Origin of the sequence: Cerasicoccus frondis, assembly GCA_031296915.1 — a bacterium.
Lineage (GTDB): Bacteria > Verrucomicrobiota > Verrucomicrobiia > Opitutales > Cerasicoccaceae > Cerasicoccus > Cerasicoccus frondis.
The window spans coordinates 241069-259143 of the sequence record JAVDPC010000002.1 but is presented as its reverse complement, the minus strand read 5'-3'; the positions used below and the strand labels follow the sequence as shown (position 1 = coordinate 259143).

Genomic DNA, 18075 nt, shown 5'->3' with positions numbered 1-18075 from the left:
TTTAAATCAGTAATTACGATTGTTTTAATCGATTAAATCGCGGACGGCTTGGATGAACGTGTCGTCTTGGAAAGAACTCTTCGTCAGGTAGTAATCGGCGCCGGCTTCGAGCCCCTTGATGCGGTCTTCTTCGCGGTCTTTATAAGAGACGACGATGACGGGTAAATTTTCCAGGCGGTTATCGCTGCGGATCTTGGAAACGAATTCGTAGCCGTTCATGCGCGGCATGTCGATGTCGCTCACGACGAGATCAAACTCGCCCAGGCGGACGGCGTTCCAGCCGTCGGCTCCGTCCACGGCGACTTCCACTGCGTAGCCTGCGTTTTCCAGGAGCTGGCGTTCGGTTTCGCGCACCGTGATCGAATCGTCGACCACAAGAATGCGCTTGCAGTTGGTCTTTTCGGCAAAGACTTCGCCTCGCTTGGACTCCAGACGAGCGCCGCCAGAGAGCAACTTATCAATGGAGGCGATGAGGTCTTCGACGTCGAGGATCAGGATGGGTTCGCCGCTCTCGGTGAGCGAGGCGGAGCTGACGCCGGGCACCTTGCCTAGGCGCTTATCCAGCGGGCGCACCACGAGGTCTGCTTCGCCGATCAACCTGTCGACTTCGATGCCGTATAGCTGGTTGCGATCATTGACGACGACGATGTCCAGATCGGGAGTCGTGGTGTTGATGGCGCCCGTGAAACCCAGTGCGGAACGCGCCGGCGCCAGGCCGACATTCTGGCCTTCCATTTCAAAATACTGGCGGTTTTCGACCATCTTCAGTTGGCCGTAGTCCATGCGCAGCGTGCGTGCGATGCGGCTAAGTGGGAACGCATAGGGCTCGCCATCGATTTCCGCCAGCAGTGCGCGGATTACCGACCGCGTGATCGGCACCTGAAGGTGAAAAGTCGTGCCGACGCCAACTGCGGTTTTGATGCGCGCCTGCCCGCCGATCTGCTGCATGAGCGTTTGCACGACGTCGAGTCCAACGCCGCGCCCCGAAATTTCGGTAACTTTGCCAGCGGTCGAAAAACCGGGCAGGAACAGGAATTCCAGCACCTCTTCTTCGCTCATTTGGGAGACCATTTCCTGCGTCGCAAACTGCTTCTCCACGACCTTGCCGCGCAGTTTTTCGCAGTCGATCCCGCGCCCGTCATCTTTGACTTCAACCACGAGCATGCCGGCGCTGTGGCGGGCGCTGAGGGTTAATGAGCCTGCCGGATCTTTGCCTGCGGCGGTCCGCTCATCAGGCATCTCCATGCCGTGGTCGCAAGCATTGCGGAGAATGTGGTTCAGCGGCGCTTCGAGACGCTCCAGAATATCGCGGTCGACGGGTGTTTCCTTGCCTTCGATCTCAAAACGCACCGTTTTGCCGAGCGTGCGGGCAACGTCGCGCACCATCCGGGGAAAGCCCTGCACGCCATCGTTAAAGGGGCGCATGCGGCTGGCGAGCACTTCGCGGTAGAGGCGGTCAGAGAGCAAGGTGTTGCGCCGGGCAAAGGCGTCGAAGTGTTCCAACTGTTCGCGGACGAGAGTCAGTGAGCGTTCGGCGGACTGCCGTATCTGCTCAAAGTGTACGCGCGATTCGGGGGCGAGTTCGAGGCGGTCGAGAATGCGCTCGCTGGCGTCGATGCGGCTGCTGAGCTCGCCCTGCGCTTCCTTCAGTCGGAGCAGGGTGTCTCGGAAAGTTTCAAGTTGGCCGGTTTCGACGACGGTTTCCGCAGCAAGCCCCATCAGGCGGTTCAGGCTGTCAGCCGACACGCGGACGACGCTGTCGTTCTTTTTTTCGGGAGTTGCGGCGGCGTCGGGCTTGGCGCGTTCGCGGCGGTTGGGTTTAGATGGCGTCGGTTGCGCCGAAGCTGGTCCCTTTACTACAGGTTCTGGCGCCGGGGGGGCGGGCGCTGGTTCGGGAGGCGTGGCCGAGAGCAGCGTTTCACCCGCCAGCGTGCGCTGGAGGTCGTCCATAATAGCCGAGTAATCTTCGGCATGCTTTTCCGGCCATTCGGCGAGGTCGGCGTCACCAGCGAGGGAGAATTCGCCCAGGTAATGGGCGGCGCGGGAAAAGTTTTCGACATGCTCAGGCGCCAGTTGGATGTCGCCTTTAATCGCGGCGTTAAACGCGTCCTCGATCAGTTTGGACATTTCGACGGCAGCCATGAGGCCGACAATGCGGGCAGCGCCTTTCATGGAGTGGGCGGCGCGCATCAGTGGCTCCATCGCGTCGGCGTCAGCCGTGGCGGGGTCAAAATGGTCGAGCCCTTCCTTCAGCGCGCCGATCTGTTGCTCGGCCTCCATACGGTAGAGATCGATCATCGAAAGATCGGGCGTTTGCTTGGGCGGCTTGATGGTTTGCGCTGGCTTGGGCGCGTCTTTTGGGGGGGCTGCGGGCTGCGCAGGCTCAGCAACGGGCTCGGGGGCGGGCTCAGCTTTGCTGGCCTCAGCAACACCGCCATCAGCCTGAATTTTGGCGAGGCCTTTGCAAACTTCGTCAGCCCAGGCGGCATTGTCTTTGAGCCAGGCGCCTAGCTTATCCTCGGCCTGTTTGCCGGATTCGACGAGGATGTCGACTGCATTGAACAGCCAGTCGAGCTGGTCGGAACCGAGGGTCACCTCACCCTTGCCTGCAGCGACCATGAGGTCCTCTAGGTTGTGGGCGACCTTGCCCACCATGTCGAGGCCGACGATACGAGCGGCGCCCTTGAGCGAGTGGGCGGCGCGCATGAGGCCGTCGATGTCTGCAGAGGCGGGGTCGGATTCCCACGCGACAAGCCCTTCGTTGAGCGCAGCACCTTGCGTTTCGACCTCTTGCTGGTAGAGGTCGAGCATCGGAAAGCTATTGGGGACGTCGCTCACAGGTATTTGGTTTTCAGGCTGTGGAAAATGAGTTCGTGGTCGAGCAGGCCGACTTTTTGTTCAAGCAGGATAAACAGGCCGCGGGTAAAGGTGGCCATCGCTTTGCTGACCGTGACAGGGGAGTCCTGCAGGTTGCATTTCTCCAGTGCGTGAACGCCATAAGCTTCGTCGGCGCGGAAGACAAACGGCCCCTCCGGCCCCTGGATGACGATCATGCGCGGGTGCACGCGGCGGGACAGAATGTTCTCCCCGCCGGTGTTTTCCAAGGTGAGCAAGGCGTGGAGCGAGACGCAGAGCTGGAGTTCGCCGCGGACATTCACCAGGCCGCGCAAAACGTCGTTGGTGCGTTGGGGAATGCGGTGGATGGTCGCGTCGGCCGTGATCTCTTTCACGATGCTGGCTTCCAGTGCGAGCCATTCGTCAAAGAGGCGGAAGACCAAAACGCCCTGGGTTTCGCGTTCGTGCTCGTCTTCTTTTTCGCGGAGGCGATTTTGCCAATCGGCCAAGTAGCCTTCCGGGGGCTCGCGGTCGAGCAGCCGAAGCATCGCCTCGCGGTCTTGGGCGGCCATTTCGAGTTCGTCTTCGTCGCTCATGCGTTAACCTCCTTGCTTTGCTCGGCGTTGCGGGCGCGTTTGCGGAGGCGCTCGGCCCCGGCGTTGTCCCCACGGCGTTCAGCGAGCAGCGCCAGGTGAAGCAGGGACTGTGCATGCTTGGCGTCGAGGTAGACCGCGCGCCGCAGCAGCGGCTCGGCCTTCTTGTAGTCACGCATGCCGATGTAAATTTCCCCCAGAGTGCAAAAGGCGTTCGCTTCTGGCGGGGTTTCGTCAATGAGCGAGCTGGCGATTTTTTCTGCCTCGGTTAAGCGTCCGCTGTTGGCGAGCTCGCGCACCTGCTTCCAAAGCGCTTCGGTGGATGGTTTGGCGGGCTCGGTCTTGGGCTCGGCAACTTTGCGAGGCAAAGCTGCTTTCTTGGGCAAAGTGGAGGCATTGCGAATCGGCGGAGTGTGCCTGGGCTTCGGAAGTTGTGGGTCGAGGCGGTCGGCATCGGTCATTTCGCGTCGCTCGAAGCAGAAGGCGCCCGCAGGTCCGCTGGGCTTCATGTCTTGCGTAATGGAGCCCAGCGCGTCGGCGTGGCCGGAGAAAATGAGTCCGCCCGGCGCCAGCCCGCGCATGAGCCCAGCCACGGCGCGTGCGCGTGATTGTGCGCAAAAGTAGATCAGCACATTGCGGCAGAAGATAACGTGAAAAGGGCGCTCACCCATTAGGAAGTCTGGCGCCAGAAGATTGCGTTGCCGGAAGCTGACGTGTTCGCGCACGTGCGCTTTGACTCGGCGTCGCCCCTCGTCGGCATCTTCGAAAAATGAGTTAAACTGATTGGCGAGACCGCCGCGGAAGGCCATGGCGCGGAACTCTCCTCGCTGTGCTTCTTCCAAAAAACGTTGGCTTAAGTCACCCGCCTCGATCCGGAAGCTTTGCGGCGCAAAGCCTGCATGCAGCAGTGAGATCGCGATTGAGTAAGGCTCTTGGCCGGTGGCGCAGGGCACACTGAGGATGCGTAGTTGCTCGCCGGGGTGCTGGGGGCGCCAGACTTTGCATGCCCAGTCAGCCAAGTGGAGGAATGGCTTGCCGTCGCGGAAAAACCAGGACTCCGGGACAAGGAGCTCGTCAGCGAAGGCGAGGAATTCTTCTTCTGAGCGCAAGAGATGTGAGAAATATTCCTCTAGCTCAAAAATGCCGGTTACCTCCATGCGCCTGCGCACGACGCTGTTGAGGCTGCCCCCGCGGAAGACGCTTTCGTCGAGGCCAAATTGTTCACGCAGATTTTGCGTTATGCGATTGGGCAATTTCACGGCGTGGGTGAGGCGGAGTTGTCGTTAAAGAGAAGGTCCCGAACTTCGGCGGACAAGATGTCGGCTGGCTCGACGCACTGGACGATCTGGCCGTTGGCGGTGGTGAAAATGCGCCCCAGATATTTGGCGTCGGGCGGATTCACGCCGCCGTCAGCGAGGAAATTGTCCGGCACTTCAAGGGTCTCCGTGACACGTTCCGCCCAGAGCCCGAGCAGGGCTACACCGCCCTTTTTCTTCGGATAAGAAATGAGCAAATAGCGTGAACTCAGCCCCCGGTTGATCGGCTGCTTCAGGATGAGCTGGGCAAGGTTGATGACCGGGATTATTTGACCGCGGTATTCGAAACGGCCACAAACATAATCCGGCGCGCCGGGCACCGCCATGAGCGGCAGGGCGGGGATGACGATTTCCACGCGCTCGGCGTCGATCGCAAAACTCTGGTCGCCCAAATGGAAGAGCACGGTGAGCATGGCTTACTTCTTATCCTCCTTGCGTGGCGGGAATGGCGCGCGGCCCGGGAAAGGCGCTTTGCTGATGGTTGGTTTTTTCTCGGCAGGGGGAGGGAACGGCGACCGCTGTTGGGATTGAGAAGCGGCGGCCGCAGCGCGCATGGGGAAGGGCATGTTCGTCATGCCGGTTGAGGCTTTTTCCTTCACCTTGAAGCGTGAGACTTCGCGGCGCAGGCCGTTGACGGCGGTGTGCAGCGCCCGGGTGGCTTCATCGAATTCCTTGAGGGATTCTGCGGTGCGGGCGGCGCCGTCGCGCAGGTTCGTCATCGCTTCGCTGATTTGCTGTGCGCCCTGTGTTTGGGCTTCCATGCCTTCGCTGACGGAGGCAAAGCGCGGGGTGACCGTTTGCACGCCGGTAATGATTTCATCCAACCGCTCGCCGAGTTCACCGACCTCGGTTACGCCGCTGCGCACGGACTCGTTGAACTTGTCCATTTCCATAACGCCGGAGCTGACGGCGGCCTGCATCTCGTGGACCATGGTGTCGATGTTGACCGTGGCCTGCGCGGTCTGGTGGGCCAGGCGGCGGATTTCGCGCGCGACCACAGCGAAGCCCTGGCCGTGCTCGCCAGCTTTTTCGGCCTCGATGGCGGCGTTGAGCGAGAGCAAGTTGGTCTGCTCGGAGACTTTGCCGATGGTGGTGACGACCTTGGTGATGTTGTTTGCCTTTTCACTGATCACGGCGAGCTTGGCGGCAATGGAGCTTGTGGCCGATGACAGGTTGTCCATTGAGGCGGACATGTCATTGAGCTGGCGCCGACCGACTTCAGCGATGGCGCCGGTGTCACTGGCGGAGCTGGCGACATCACGCATGGTTTCCAGCAGCTCGCGGGAGGTCGCGGAAATTTGATTAACGGCGGATGCAATTTGCTGAGTCGAAGCGCCGAAATCCTGGATGGTGACTTCCTGGCTTTTCGAAGCGCCGCTGATGCGGGTGGCGGTGGAGACCAACTGAATCGTGGAGTTCTTCACTTGGAGGAGCAGTTGGTTCAGGTTGTCCACCATGAGCTCGATGGCGCGGAGGAGCTGGCCGGTTTCGTCGTTGGCGACGATCTCTACATCGTGCGTCAAGTTGCCTTCGGCGACAGCTTGGGCGAGGTCGTTGGCTTGCTTGATGCGGGCGCTGAAGCGGTTGGCGAACACAACAATGATCAGCAACACCGTGAGGATGCCGATGAGGCCTACAATCAGCGCGCGCTCGATGTCGTCCCAAGTGGGGCCCGTGACAACTTTTTCCGGCACCGTCATGGCGATGCGCCAACCACCCGTGGGGATAAATGCGCTGGAGAGGTAGGACTGTTCGCCGGAAAGCGGGTCGTTGAACAGGATGGGGGGCGTGTCCTGCTTGGTCTGTGCAATGCGGTCGAAGAGCGTGCGGTAAATCTGGTCGACGCCCTCGTCCTGTAGGCGTAAGCCGCGATCTGAGTTGAACTCCAGTTTGCCGTCTGGGCTTTTCTCAAAGAGGTCCAGCATGACGCGGGCTTCGTCGCCCTTGCCACGCAGCACATAGAACCGGTCAACCGGCAAGGTGCGGAATTGGTCGCCAAGGGTGGTGGCGATGATGCGTCCGCGGCTGCTGATCAGGTAGAGCTCGGCGCCGGGGTAGGGCTTGAGTTCTCTCAGGGTATCGCTGAGCGTATCGAGTGCGCGGTCGACGCCGACCACGCCTTGAAAACGGCCATTGATGACGATGGGCGCCATCTGCTCGACGATCAAGTTGAGGTCGTTATAAATGTAAGGTTCGGTGACGAGATAGCGAAGGTCGGGGTTTCTCGTCAGCGCTTGGCGGACTCCATGGTAATAGAGACTGTTGTCCATCTCAACAAGAGTCTCAGACTTGATGCGTCCGCCGTCGGTCAGATCGCGGTACCAATAGGGGATGAACCGGCCGTCATCGCTGATCCAATTGGGCTTGTGCTCAAAACTGGCGAGGAAATCCGCGTCTTTGCCGTCGGCGTCGGGTTCGTAGCCAATGGACACGCCGACATACTGCGGATTGGCTTCCAAAATACGCTTGAGCAGGGCGACAGATTCATTGCGCAGGCCGAACATGCCGCTTTCCTGGGCGTCGGCGATGGTGCGTGAGACGGTGACCGCCTCAAGGTTGTTTTGCTCGATGCGCAGGGCGATTTTGGCGAGGTCGTCCCCCATCAGCTCCTGGTCTTTTTCGAGCATGCGCGTGTGGCCGCGGTAGATGTTATACACCGCCACACTGCCGGCCGTGAGGATGACCGGTAGCAGCACGTAAACGAGTATCTTCGTGCGTAGGCTCATGATGATTGTTCGTTGGACGCCGGGGGCGTGGCCTCGTCGTCTTCTGTTTTAAAACGGGCAATGCCGCCATTGACGGCGGTGACTGCGAGATTGAGTTTGCCGGCGGCGCTTTGGAAGCCTTCCAGGGCGTTTTTCGTTTGCAGCGCGGCGGCGTTGAGCGAGGCCACGGCCTCGGAAATTTGCTCGGCGCCGCTGGCCTGCGCCTCCATGCCTTCCTCCACCGATTCAAAGCGCGGGGTGAGCGCCTCGACTTCGATGATGATGTTTTCCATCTGGCCGCTGAGGCGGTTGACTGTTTCCACGCCTGAGCGGACAGCTTCGTTAAACTTGTCCATTTCCATGACGCCAGCGCTGACGCTGGACTGCATTTCCTTGACCATTTGCTCGATGTCGAGCGTGGCGACTGCGGTTTGGTCGGCCAAGCGGCGGATTTCCCGGGCGACAACGGCAAAGCCCAAGCCGAACTCGCCCGCCTTTTCCGCTTCGATCGCGGCGTTGAGCGAGAGCAGGTTGGTCTGGTCGGCGACCTTGGCGATTGTCGTGACAACGTTGTTAATGTTGTTCGCTTTTTCGGCGATGATGGACAGCTTGCCGGAGACGGATTGGGTGGCGATGGAGAGGTCGTCCACACCGTCACGCATGTCATCCAGAAAGTTCCGGCCTTCCCCAGCGACTTCGGCGGTTTGCCGTGCGCTGGTGGTGGCTTTCTTCATGGTGTTGCTCAGCTCTTGGGAAGTGGTGGAAATCTCCTTAACTGCGGCGGCGATCTGTGTGCTCGACGAGCCAAAGTCCTGTGCGGCGCCGACTTGCTGCTGGGCGCTGGAGCCGATGGAATCCGCCGATTCCGTGAGTTGCCCGGAGGCCCCTTTCATCTCGACGACGAGTTGCTGCAGGTTACTGATCATCCGCTGAATCGCGCGGAATAAGTCGCCGGTTTCATCGCGCGCCCGGGAGAGGTCGTGTTGGCTATTGCCCTGGCAGCAGGCATTCATTTCCCGGTTGGCGGCGGCCAGTTCGCCATCGGCCACGTGGCGGGCAATGTTCGTGAGGAACGAAATCGGCCGCGCGATGACGCCGCCCATCCAGGTCGCCAAAATAAAGATCACGATCAACAGCACGATGGCGCCCATGAGCGTGAGGAAAAATATCTCATCGAAGACTTTTTCGATCTGCTTGTGAGGCTCGGCAAAGTCTTCCGCCCGCGCGGTGACGCCGAGTATCCAGTCCCACGGTTTAAAATAGACGTAGTTGATTTCCAACTTGTGCGGCTTGCCCTGCATGTCATCCCAGATGACGGTTTTGGAACCGGTGGCGCCCAAGCGCTCCCGGGCCTTGGCCAAGGCGTCTTTACGGATTTCCTCGAAAAAGCGCTGTCCTTTGGCGTCGATGATGTCGTTGATTTGATCGCCGTGGGGAAAGGCCTCGCCGGTCAGGATAAACTCGCCAGCGCGTTGACGGTCCTTGCCATACATGACCCAGCTATAGCCGTTGGGGCCGATTTCTGCATCGTAAATGGCGCTGCGCAGCGAGGAGGCTTCGTCTCGTCGCACGCCGACATAGAGCATGCCGACCACATACCCCTTGTCATTAAATATCGGACGGTAGGCGGTGAGGTACCAGCGGTTGACCACGTAGGCGGGGCCATCATAGACGGCGCGTTCGTTGACCACGCGGTGGATCACAGGGTTGGGCTCACCGTTTTCGTTGATTGCAGGAATGTAGGTGCTCACGGCGCGCAGGCCATCTGCGCTTTCGACGTTGGTCGCCACGCGCAGCATGTCGCCCTCGGCGTTCATCCGTTGGAAAATGGTGCAGGTGCCGCCCACGAGGTTCTTGACCTGGTCCACGACGGGGGAGGGGACGGAAAAGCTCGTGTTGGGCTCTATGGGAGTCTCGCCCACGAGCATCTGCGGCAGACCGACGGCGCGTGTTTCGTGGGAATACTGGTTGGTGGCCTGCCAATGGACCTTTTTCTCACCAAAGCTGACGCCGCCATTGTCTTCGAGCACGAAATCCGCCACTCCGAGGGTGCGGTTCACCTGCATCTGGATGAGGTTGTTGGCCACGCGACAGAGCCCATAAAGATCGAGCACAGCGTGGTTCAAATTATCACTAATGATGGCGTCGATTTCGGCCTCAATCGCCTGCGTGCTCTTCTTATCTTGCGCAGCGATAAGGATTGCCAGGCCGAGCACTGGCAAGAGGGCCGAAAAGATCGCCAGACCCGCAACCTTGTGTCGCAAAAGTAGCTTCATCAATAGTGAGATGGAAAAGAGCCGTCATCCTGTAGGCCTCGCAAAGTATTGGCAAGGCGAGAGTTGGGGCGAACTGGCGCCAACTGCACTGCGCGCTTGCATGCGCCCTAAAAATGCCCACCGTAGGCGCTTTCCCCATGCAATACACAGATTTAGTTCGTCCCGACGTGCTCAAGCAACCGATCTACGAGCCGGGCAAGCCCATCGAATACGTGGCGCGTGAGTTCGGTTTGGAGGCGGCGTCGATCCTTAAGCTCGCTTCCAATGAAAATCCATTGGGCCCGTCGCCGATGGGGGTTGAGGCTGCGCAAAAGGCCTTGCGCGAAGCTCATCTGTATCCGGATGGTGGCTGCTCGAAGCTGCGGGAAGCGCTGTCAGCGAAGTTCGACCTCGCGACGGATCAGTTTATCATCACCAATGGTTCCAACGAGTTCATGACGCTGCTTTGTCAGGCTTTTTGTGGCCCGGGTGACGAGGCGGTGATGGGCGCGCAGAGCTTTATCGCCTTCAAAATTGGCATTTTGCTCGCCGGTGCGACGCCAGTCGAGGTCCCCATGCCCGACATGCGGCACGATCTCGACGCCCTGTTGGCGGCAATCACGCCCAAGACCAAGCTTGTTTACCTGCCTTGCCCCAATAATCCGACTGGGGACTGCCACACGCAGGGTGTGCTGGAGGACTTCATCGAACGCCTGCCGGATCACGTTATTTTCTGTTTCGACGAAGCCTACGCTGAGTATTCCGACGATGCGCCGGACCTGCGTCCGCTCATGGCTAAGGGGAAGAAAATCGTCTGCTGCCGCACCTTTTCCAAGATTTACGGGCTGGCTGCATTCCGCGTGGGCTACGCCTACGGGCACGTCGAGCTGATGAATCTGCTCAACCGCGTTCGCGCGCCATTTAATGTCAACGCCATTGGCCAGGCGGCGGCGACTGCGGCGCTGCGCGACCTGGATCACGTGGCGCGCGCAAAGCAGGTCAACGCCGTCGGCATGAAGCAACTGGCCGAAGGATTCCGTCAACTCGGCCTGGAATACCGGGCCGAAGGCGGCAATTTCGTGCTGTTAAAGGTTGAAAACCCGGGGCAAATGTTTGAAACCTTGCAGCGGGAAGGAATTATTGTTCGTCCGTTGAAACCATATCTGCTAGCTCAACATATCCGGGTGACCGTTGGCACGGAGACGCAAAATGCGCGTCTGCTTTCGTGCTTGCAGGCCATACTTAAGGGGAAGGAGTCGGACGCCGCCCCTACGGATGAGCGACCGTCACGGTGAACACGAGCTTAACGGAATTTCTTGTTCTGAGCGGAGGGCTGGTTTGCCTGCTGTTTGTGAATGCATTGCTCGTGGCCTGCGAGATTAGCCTCGTCAAGCTGCGTTATGCGGACCCGGATGAGTTCGATATCGATGCGCTGCGCTCGCGTAAACGCGTAGCCTACCTGCTGAACCGTACCGACTGGGCCGCCCCGGTGCTGCGCTTTGGCATCATGGCCGTGACCGTGGCCCTGGGCCTGGTGCTGTTCCCGATGATTGTTTTCGCCATGAAGTCGGTGACGTATTTTCACGGACAGCCCGGCGCAACCATCAAGGCGGTCATCGCCTTCCTCATCGCCGCCTCAACGGTGAGTGTGTGCGGTTTTCTGATACCGCGCGCCTTTGCGCTGTCAAATCCGACACGTGCGCTGCGGCTTTCCTCATGGTTCGTGATCGGGGTTGTGGCGATTGTGCTGCCTTGGTTTAAACTGCTGCGTGGCGTGGCCCGACGCATCGTCACCCTGATGGGGCTCAACTTCGAACACGACTTCAACGTGTTGGATTTCGAGGTGCAGATCCGTGCCCTGGCCGAAGACGAGGAACCGCCGTCTCCCTACCAGCGCAAACTGCTGCGCAATAGTCTGCGCCTGCGTGATTTGGAGGTGTCGGACGTTATCTTGCCGCGTAATCAAGTGCAGTTGTTTTCGCTCGATAGCTCTGTTGAGGAGAATCTGGCGCTTGCCCGTGAGACCGGGCACACGCGCTTCCCGCTTTGCGAAGGCGATCTCGACCGCTGCGTTGGCCTGATCCACATCAAGGACATCTTTCGCTTCACGGGTGAGTTAAACAAAAACAACCTTCGCAAGCTTGCGCGGAAGATCGAACGCTTCAGCGCGGACACCATGCTCGAAGAGGCGCTCCAGCGCATGCTCGCGCAAAAAGTGCACATGGCGCTCGTGAGTGATGAGTTTGGCGGCGCCCTCGGCGTTGTGACGCTCGAAACCATTTTGGAAGAACTCGTGGGCGACATTGAGGACGAGTTCGACATCCCCGAAACCGAAGACTTCACGCGGACGGGTCCCGATGAATACCTCGTCGATGGCCTCATGGCGATCCATGACCTCGAAGAAGAGCTGGATGTGCACATCGACACCGACGATGTTTCCACCGTTGGCGGCCTCATCACCAATGAGCTGGGTCGCATTCCGGAGACCAATGAAATCCTGACCCTTGACGAATACGGCCTTGAGTTCACTGTGAAGGAAGTTGACGAGCGGCGCGTGTTGTCCGCCGCCGTGAAAAAAATCCCCGTCGTGGAAGACGAGGATTGATCTGATGTTAAACAGGTGGAGCCCGGTGTCCCCACCGGACCTTTTCATCTATTTGGAAAACGGTAGGGCATCATTATTCGCCTTTTTATTAACTTTGTATTGCAAAGTAAAAAGCCCGCGAGTTCGCGCTTTGCATCACAAAGCCTGTTGATTGGCTTGGCGATGTTACGCTTCTTCGCGGGCGATGACTATGCTTTACGCCTCCTAAATCAATTGCTGCCCTGCGCAGCGCCCATCTGGTTGACCATTTGATCGACATCGAGCAGTGGCACGGCGAGTGTGGAGATCGTCATGTCGCCCAGGTTCAGGTTGCCGATCGCCTCGAGAGCAACGAGGTTTTGTCCACCGCTGCCTTTGACTGCGGCTGCACGCAAGCGCTCGCCCTCGGCCTTGGCTTCGCGCTCGAGCAACATGCCCTGAGCAAGTAGCTCTTGGGCGTAGAGGTCGGCGTCGGCGCGGGTGCGCGCTACCTGGACTTCGGCTTCGGCGCGGATCGTGGCAACCTGTTTGTCGGTCTCCGCTTGCAGGCGAAGTTGCTCCGCCTTTTTTTCTTCTTCAATCACGCGAACCATGGCCTCGGTTTCGGCGACAATCTTGTTGGTCTCGCCCTTCTTTTCTTCGGCTATGGCGCGGGACTTGTTGAGCTCCACATCCTGGTCGGCGAGCTTTTTATCGAGGATTTTGCGCTCGTAAGATTTATCGAAAGTGATGTCGCGCACCAGCAGCGCGATGAGTTCGATGTGATTGCGGTCGAGTTCGCCATGCAGGTCTTGCTCGGCGCTTTCGGTTTTGGCGCGTCGCACGTCGGGCAGATAAAACTCCTCGGTGCGCATGGTGCCGAAAACATTTCGCAGTGTATTTTGCACCTGGTCGCGGACGATGCCCTTGTAGCGTTCCTCGGTGTTGAATGCCTTGTAGAGGCGGTGCACTTCGTCGGGCTTGGGCCGGTACTTCACGGTCACGTCGAGTTGGATCGTGTAGCCGTCTTTCAGCTTCAGCTCGATGCGCTCTGGACCATCGGGCGGCAGGGTAGAGCTGCTTAGGCGAAACAGCGAATAGCGCACGCGCTGTTCCTCACGTTCTTCTTGAGTTGTGAATTCCGTGGTTTGCACGGTGGAGTCGAAGACGTTCCAGTTGTCGAGCATGGGCAGATTGCGGTGCCAGCCTGGACCGTAGTCTACGGGTTGTACGCCTTTCTTACCGAGCACGGCGTATTGCTGAGTGCGCACGCCGACTTCGCCCGGCTCCAGCTTGATCATAAACATGGCGAACAAAATGAACACTCCGAGCATGGCGATGATGACGCCAACTGATGCAAGTTTAATGAATTTCATAATTTAAAGATGGTTGGAAAATTTTGGGTTAACTACGAATGGCGCGAATGTGCGCGAATCTGAAAGGACGAATCATTGACAAATCGCTCATACTCCAATTTCTCGTGCTGGCCGAAATTAACGAGGATGCCTAATGTAAGACCGGTAGCTTTTAAGTAATTGAGGATCTGGGCGCGGTGCTCATCGGCTAGAGCTTTGGTTGCTTTGATTTCGATTATGATTTTTCCAAAGCAAACAAAGTCTGCCTCATAGTACTGTGCTAATGCCTGACCGCGGAATGTTAATTTTAATTGCTGCTTTGCGCCAAATGGAATGCCGAGCCTTTCGAATTCAATGGCTAGACATTCCTGATAAACATTTTCCAGGAAACCGCTTCCCATTTCGTTGTGCACGTTAAAGCGCGCGCCAACGATCTGATAGCTTTCGTCTTTGTATTCTATTGATTTCGTAGCCATGGATTTGCGCGCATTCGAGCCATTCGTAGTTCAAAAATCACTGGTTCTTATCTTTCTTGGCCTTGGTTGCGACGGCGACTTCGTCGACGGTGGCGAAGCGCTCGGTTTCGCCGCTGATGGTAAACGGTTGCCCGGTGAGGTTCATGCTTTGAAGCCGTTCGGCGTAGGCCATTTTAACGAGGTTGCGACCGCCTTCGCCCTCCAGGGCATTAGCCATGACTTCCGTGGCTTGCGCCTGAGACTTGCCCTGTGCGAGAATGGCTTTGGCGTTTTGTTCCTGGCTGTAAAACTTCGCATCAGCGCCACGCTCGGTTTCGATGGCGTAGGCTTCGGCGCCTTTGATGGACTTGTTGGCCTCGGCGTCCGCTTGCACGATAAGCTGACGCATCTGACCCTCAAAGGTCGCGATTACCACGTCTTTCTTTTTCGTGGCTTCGACTGTGCGAAAGATCTGGTTTTGCTTCGCGGCGTTGGCCTTGGACATCTGTTCTTCAACTTCCTGGTCAGCCAGTTTCTTGGCGCGAATCTTGTCCTCGTACTCAGCGTGAAAGCGAAATTTTTCTGCAATGACGCGCGTGACTTCGATGCCGAATGGCTTGAGCAGTTCGTTCATTTCTTGCTCAGTTTTGAGCGCTTTTTCATTGCGCACCGAGGCGTCGTAAAACTGTTCTGTGGTCATTTCGCCAAAGACGGTGCGGCTGACCGAGCGTGCGTAATCGCGCACCCACTTAACCTTGTAGGCGTCACCCAAACCACTGGTGTTGACGACTTCCTCGATCTTGTCGCGACGGATCTGGTAGTTGATCGTCAGGTCGAGGAACACGTCGCTGCCGTCAATGGTTTTGATGCGCAGATCGTCGCGGGTGTCGCGGGCGCCGCGTGAGGCGTCGGCTGTCATCTCCAGTCGCTGCACGGTGGTGTCGAGCAGGAAGAAACTGTTGAGAAAGCCGTTGTAAATATACGTGCCGGACTCGGGGATCACGGTGATGCCGCCGGTGAGGTTGTTGACTTTTACGCCGATTTCTGTGCCGCCGACTTTATCGACGCGCACCGTGAACAGCATTGCGACGGCGAGCATGAAAATTGCGACCAGCACCAGGATGATGGTGCCGCTGAAGTGGCGTAAAATGCTACGACGCTGGGCAGGAAGTCGTGGTGGGAATTGGGGATTATCGTATGACATAGCGGTTGTTTATTGGTTAAAAAATCAGGCGAGGGGTTTCGGCGCGATGATGTCCTGCGCCGTGAGGATTTTCCAGGTTGCCGCCCCGGCAACAGCAACGCCGAGGAGCAATAAGAAAAAGAAGTGAATGCGCAGGATGAAGGCAGCGACGAGGCTGCCGACAGCAATGGCGATCCAGCTTAGCAGAAGCTTCATGACCTTGACTTCAAATTCGTCACGTCGCGAAGACGGGTAGCGGCGAATGGCTTGGTCGTGTCGGCGGAAGGCCTCTGGCGAATACTCCATGTAGGGGAAGCGATAGCTGTAATGGCCATCGACCTCTTCGAGCGCGCAGTACTTGCCCTTAGCGAGTTCCTTCAGCTTGGCTTTGACTTGGCTGAGCATCAGCCGCGAGTGCCCCGCAACTTCCGCCAAGCGAACAGGGCCCTTGGTGGCGGCCGTTACGTAAAGCAGTTCGTGCTGCCAAACTGCATTGGCCGGCCAAGCGTCGACTTGCGCGCGCTCGCGGATTTCCGTTTCCAGCCGGTTGCGGGTTTCGGGAGAAAAAATCTCATGCTCATCATCGAGCTTTTCTCCGGTGTAAATGTCTTTGCCGCCAATGGGCTCATCGCTCTTTTCGCCAATCAACTCAAAGAACTCGTATACGTTCAGGCCGTCGATGCCGCCGTGGAAAACGACTTGCCGGTCGACCATCCCGTCCATGACTTCGCTGACCATTTCCAGCGAGACCGGTAGGTAGGCGAGCAGCTCGTTGGCAGTCACCCAACCACTATTGCGGGCGGCAATGCGCTCGGCGAGGTTCTCCACGATTGCAGTCAACAGCGGCATGGTCTCGGCAACGGAGCCTACGTGATGCTCGTTGTCCCGCAAGCGTGGAGTCTCGGTATTAGCGCTTAGCATTTGCGCCAAACAGGTTTTAATAGGCAGTGTGTTCATTGGATTGTTTCCAAGGACAGCTTACGCCTGTGGCGAACGTCGAGCCATGATAATCGCGCGCGTTCTTTGTAATGAACGCAGAGAGCCAAAGATCGCTCTAAGTCTTTTACGCGCTATGCCGGGCCGAGCAATTCGCCACGCTGGCGCATGTCGGCCTTGCGGTCCGTTTTGAGCTCAATGATTTGAATGCCTTGCTTGGGTAATTTACGAGCGAATGACTTAACTTCCTCCCACGTCCTGGCCGGGCGGTGGCTGATGCCATGTGTCGCCGCGAGCTTCGCGAAATCGACATTTTGCGGTGTGGCGAAAAAGCGTTCGAAGGGTGGTTCAAATTCTGCGATAGCCAACTTTTCAAAAATGCCACCACCGTTGTTGTTGATTAAAAATACGGTCAGCGACCCTTTAAATTCAGGCGCGGTCAGTAGGCCATTTTGATCGTGCAAAAAGGCAAGGTCGCCGGTAATCAGAACGCCGGGCTTCTCTGACGCTTGAGCCATGCCGAGCGCCGTGGACAGTGTGCCGTCGATTCCGTTCGCGCCGCGGTTGACTACAAACTCGAACGCCTTTTTATTTGTTGGCCAGAAGAACTCCACGTCGCGGATCGGCATGCTGCTGGCCACGCAGATGGCGGTTCCGCTGGGCAGTGCGCCAGCAAGCGTTGGCGCGAGCTTGCTTTCGAAGAGGCGCTCACACTCACGAAACGCTTTCTTAAATGTGCGCTGCTGAGCGGCTTCGGCCGCCAACCACTTTTCAGCAAAAGGCGTTGCCGCTTTTACTTTGCCGGGCAAAGTAAGTTGCGACGGATGTAGAGGGATAATCTCTACTGATGTGTAGCTGGCGTTTAAATTCAGTTTGCCCGAGCTGAGGCGCCAACTGGGCAGCAGGCTGCATTCGCGGAGGAAGGTGCGCAGGACTTTGCTGGTGGGAATTTGGCCGATGAAGAGGATGCCGCCGGGGCGCAGTTCGTGGCGTTTGACCATGTCGCGCAAGATTGCATCGTAGCTGGCGATGATGGTCTTGCATTCGCTTTCCAAGCCACGCAGTCCAGTCGCGCCATCAGCAATGAGTGGCCAAGACTTTGCGTTGCAAAGCTTCGCGATTGCGAGCCAGTCATCTTGCGAGTAGCGCGTTTCGGGTGGTCCGACGATGACGAGTAGATCTTCGCGATCCGCAAAAGGCAGGTCGTCCACAGGCGTTTTGGCGGTGGTCTGCGCAAGTGGTTTGGAAAACGGCAGCTTCTTGAAATCAATCGCCGGGAACGGGCCGCTTGGTGAGTCATCGACTGGCGCCAGCGGTTCACGCAGTGGGACGTTCAGGTGGACTGGGCCGGGCTGAAGCGTTGTCGCCACGGCGCAGCAGTGGGTGACCATGCGCACGAGGTATGCATGCTGTTCCTCGAGTTGCCGCACCTTAGGCGGCAGGCTTAGTTCGTGATAATAGTGGGCGTAGTCGCCGAAGAGTTTGACCTGGTCGATGGCTTGGCCAGCGGCGCAGTCGCGCAGCTCGGGTGGGCGGTCGGCGGTCAGCACGATGAGCGGCGCGCCGCTGTAGTGGGCCTCGATGATGGCGGGCAAATAGTTCGCGGCGGCGGTGCCGGAGGTGCAAACCAAGGCGACGGGCTCGCCGGACTGCTTGGCGCAACCGAGGGCGAAAAATGCGGCGCTACGCTCGTCGAGAATCGGGGTCGATTCGATGCGGTTGTCGAGCGCGAAGGCCAGCGTGAGTGGTGTGGAGCGGGAGCCCGGGCTGATGACTGCGCGTCGCATGCCACTGCGAAAAAGCGACTCGACGATTAGGCCGGCCCAGACGGTGTTGCGATTGGCGCGCAGTAATGGATGCATGAGGTGAGAGAATCAAG

The 18075-nt window shown here is 58.3% G+C and carries 13 protein-coding genes; 2 read left to right on the top strand and 11 right to left on the bottom strand.

What is annotated here, in order from left to right; all coding sequences use genetic code 11:
- Window positions 1-24: 24 nt before the first annotated feature.
- The 6 genes from RBB63_RS02530 to RBB63_RS02505 are packed head-to-tail and all read right to left on the bottom strand — an operon-like array spanning window position 25 to window position 9725.
- Window positions 25-2838, bottom strand: a complete 2814-nt coding sequence (locus tag RBB63_RS02530) for a hybrid sensor histidine kinase/response regulator (protein WP_309380779.1) — start codon at window positions 2836-2838, stop codon at window positions 25-27.
- Complete coding sequence (locus RBB63_RS02525) at window positions 2835-3431, bottom strand: chemotaxis protein CheW (protein ID WP_309380777.1); 597 nt, start codon at window positions 3429-3431, stop codon at window positions 2835-2837. The genes RBB63_RS02530 and RBB63_RS02525 overlap by 4 nt, the downstream gene beginning before the upstream one ends.
- Window positions 3428-4687, bottom strand: a complete 1260-nt coding sequence (locus RBB63_RS02520; protein ID WP_309380775.1) for a CheR family methyltransferase — start codon at window positions 4685-4687, stop codon at window positions 3428-3430. Before RBB63_RS02520 ends, RBB63_RS02525 begins: the two co-directional genes overlap by 4 nt.
- Window positions 4684-5157 carry a chemotaxis protein CheW gene (locus RBB63_RS02515; protein ID WP_309380774.1) on the bottom strand — a complete coding sequence of 158 codons (474 nt, stop codon included), beginning with the start codon at window positions 5155-5157 and terminating at the stop codon, window positions 4684-4686. Before RBB63_RS02515 ends, RBB63_RS02520 begins: the two co-directional genes overlap by 4 nt.
- Window positions 5158-5160: 3 nt before the next feature.
- Window positions 5161-7470: a methyl-accepting chemotaxis protein gene (locus tag RBB63_RS02510; protein WP_309380772.1), complete on the bottom strand. Its 2310-nt coding sequence runs from the start codon at window positions 7468-7470 to the stop codon at window positions 5161-5163.
- Entirely contained in the window at window positions 7467-9725 is a 2259-nt protein-coding gene (locus RBB63_RS02505) for a methyl-accepting chemotaxis protein (protein ID WP_309380770.1), read from the bottom strand. Before RBB63_RS02505 ends, RBB63_RS02510 begins: the two co-directional genes overlap by 4 nt.
- A gap of 137 nt (window positions 9726-9862) precedes the next feature.
- Between RBB63_RS02505 and hisC the strand changes: the two genes are divergently transcribed.
- Together hisC and RBB63_RS02495 are read left to right on the top strand one after the other, a co-directional pair.
- Window positions 9863-10999, top strand: coding sequence for a histidinol-phosphate transaminase (gene hisC, locus RBB63_RS02500; protein WP_309380768.1), 1137 nt, complete (start codon window positions 9863-9865; stop codon window positions 10997-10999).
- Window positions 10996-12309 carry a hemolysin family protein gene (locus RBB63_RS02495; protein WP_309380766.1) on the top strand — a complete coding sequence of 438 codons (1314 nt, stop codon included), beginning with the start codon at window positions 10996-10998 and terminating at the stop codon, window positions 12307-12309. Before hisC ends, RBB63_RS02495 begins: the two co-directional genes overlap by 4 nt.
- Before the next feature lie 209 nt (window positions 12310-12518).
- Here the strand turns inward: RBB63_RS02495 and RBB63_RS02490 are convergent, their stop codons facing one another.
- The 5 genes from RBB63_RS02490 to menD form a co-directional block, all read right to left on the bottom strand.
- Window positions 12519-13643, bottom strand: coding sequence for an SPFH domain-containing protein (locus RBB63_RS02490; RefSeq protein ID WP_309380765.1), 1125 nt, complete (start codon window positions 13641-13643; stop codon window positions 12519-12521).
- 32 nt (window positions 13644-13675) lie between these two features.
- The gene (locus RBB63_RS02485; protein ID WP_309380763.1) at window positions 13676-14098 is read right to left on the bottom strand and encodes a GxxExxY protein; all 423 of its coding nucleotides are present in this window, start codon (window positions 14096-14098) and stop codon (window positions 13676-13678) included.
- Window positions 14099-14135: 37 nt separating this feature from the next.
- The gene (locus tag RBB63_RS02480) at window positions 14136-15281 is read right to left on the bottom strand and encodes an SPFH domain-containing protein (RefSeq protein WP_309380761.1); all 1146 of its coding nucleotides are present in this window, start codon (window positions 15279-15281) and stop codon (window positions 14136-14138) included.
- Between the two features lie 24 nt (window positions 15282-15305).
- Complete coding sequence (locus RBB63_RS02475; RefSeq protein WP_309380760.1) at window positions 15306-16217, bottom strand: hypothetical protein; 912 nt, start codon at window positions 16215-16217, stop codon at window positions 15306-15308.
- Window positions 16218-16330: 113 nt separating this feature from the next.
- The gene (gene menD, locus RBB63_RS02470; RefSeq protein WP_309380758.1) at window positions 16331-18058 is read right to left on the bottom strand and encodes a 2-succinyl-5-enolpyruvyl-6-hydroxy-3-cyclohexene-1-carboxylic-acid synthase; all 1728 of its coding nucleotides are present in this window, start codon (window positions 18056-18058) and stop codon (window positions 16331-16333) included.
- Between the last annotated feature and the right edge of the window lie 17 nt (window positions 18059-18075).

Excerpts from the sequence above, each read along its gene's own strand:
- RBB63_RS02525 (WP_309380777.1), bottom strand. The coding sequence starts at position 3,431 with ATGAGCGACGAAGACGAACTCGAAATGGCCGCCCAAGACCGCGAGGCG.
- RBB63_RS02515 (WP_309380774.1), bottom strand. The coding sequence starts at position 5,157 with ATGCTCACCGTGCTCTTCCATTTGGGCGACCAGAGTTTTGCGATCGAC.
- RBB63_RS02510 (WP_309380772.1), bottom strand. The coding sequence starts at position 7,470 with ATGAGCCTACGCACGAAGATACTCGTTTACGTGCTGCTACCGGTCATC.
- RBB63_RS02505 (WP_309380770.1), bottom strand. The coding sequence starts at position 9,725 with ATGAAGCTACTTTTGCGACACAAGGTTGCGGGTCTGGCGATCTTTTCG.
- hisC (WP_309380768.1), top strand. The coding sequence starts at position 9,863 with ATGCAATACACAGATTTAGTTCGTCCCGACGTGCTCAAGCAACCGATC.
- RBB63_RS02490 (WP_309380765.1), bottom strand. The coding sequence starts at position 13,643 with ATGAAATTCATTAAACTTGCATCAGTTGGCGTCATCATCGCCATGCTC.
- RBB63_RS02485 (WP_309380763.1), bottom strand. The coding sequence starts at position 14,098 with ATGGCTACGAAATCAATAGAATACAAAGACGAAAGCTATCAGATCGTT.
- RBB63_RS02480 (WP_309380761.1), bottom strand. The coding sequence starts at position 15,281 with ATGTCATACGATAATCCCCAATTCCCACCACGACTTCCTGCCCAGCGT.
- RBB63_RS02475 (WP_309380760.1), bottom strand. The coding sequence starts at position 16,217 with ATGAACACACTGCCTATTAAAACCTGTTTGGCGCAAATGCTAAGCGCT.
- menD (WP_309380758.1), bottom strand. The coding sequence starts at position 18,058 with ATGCATCCATTACTGCGCGCCAATCGCAACACCGTCTGGGCCGGCCTA.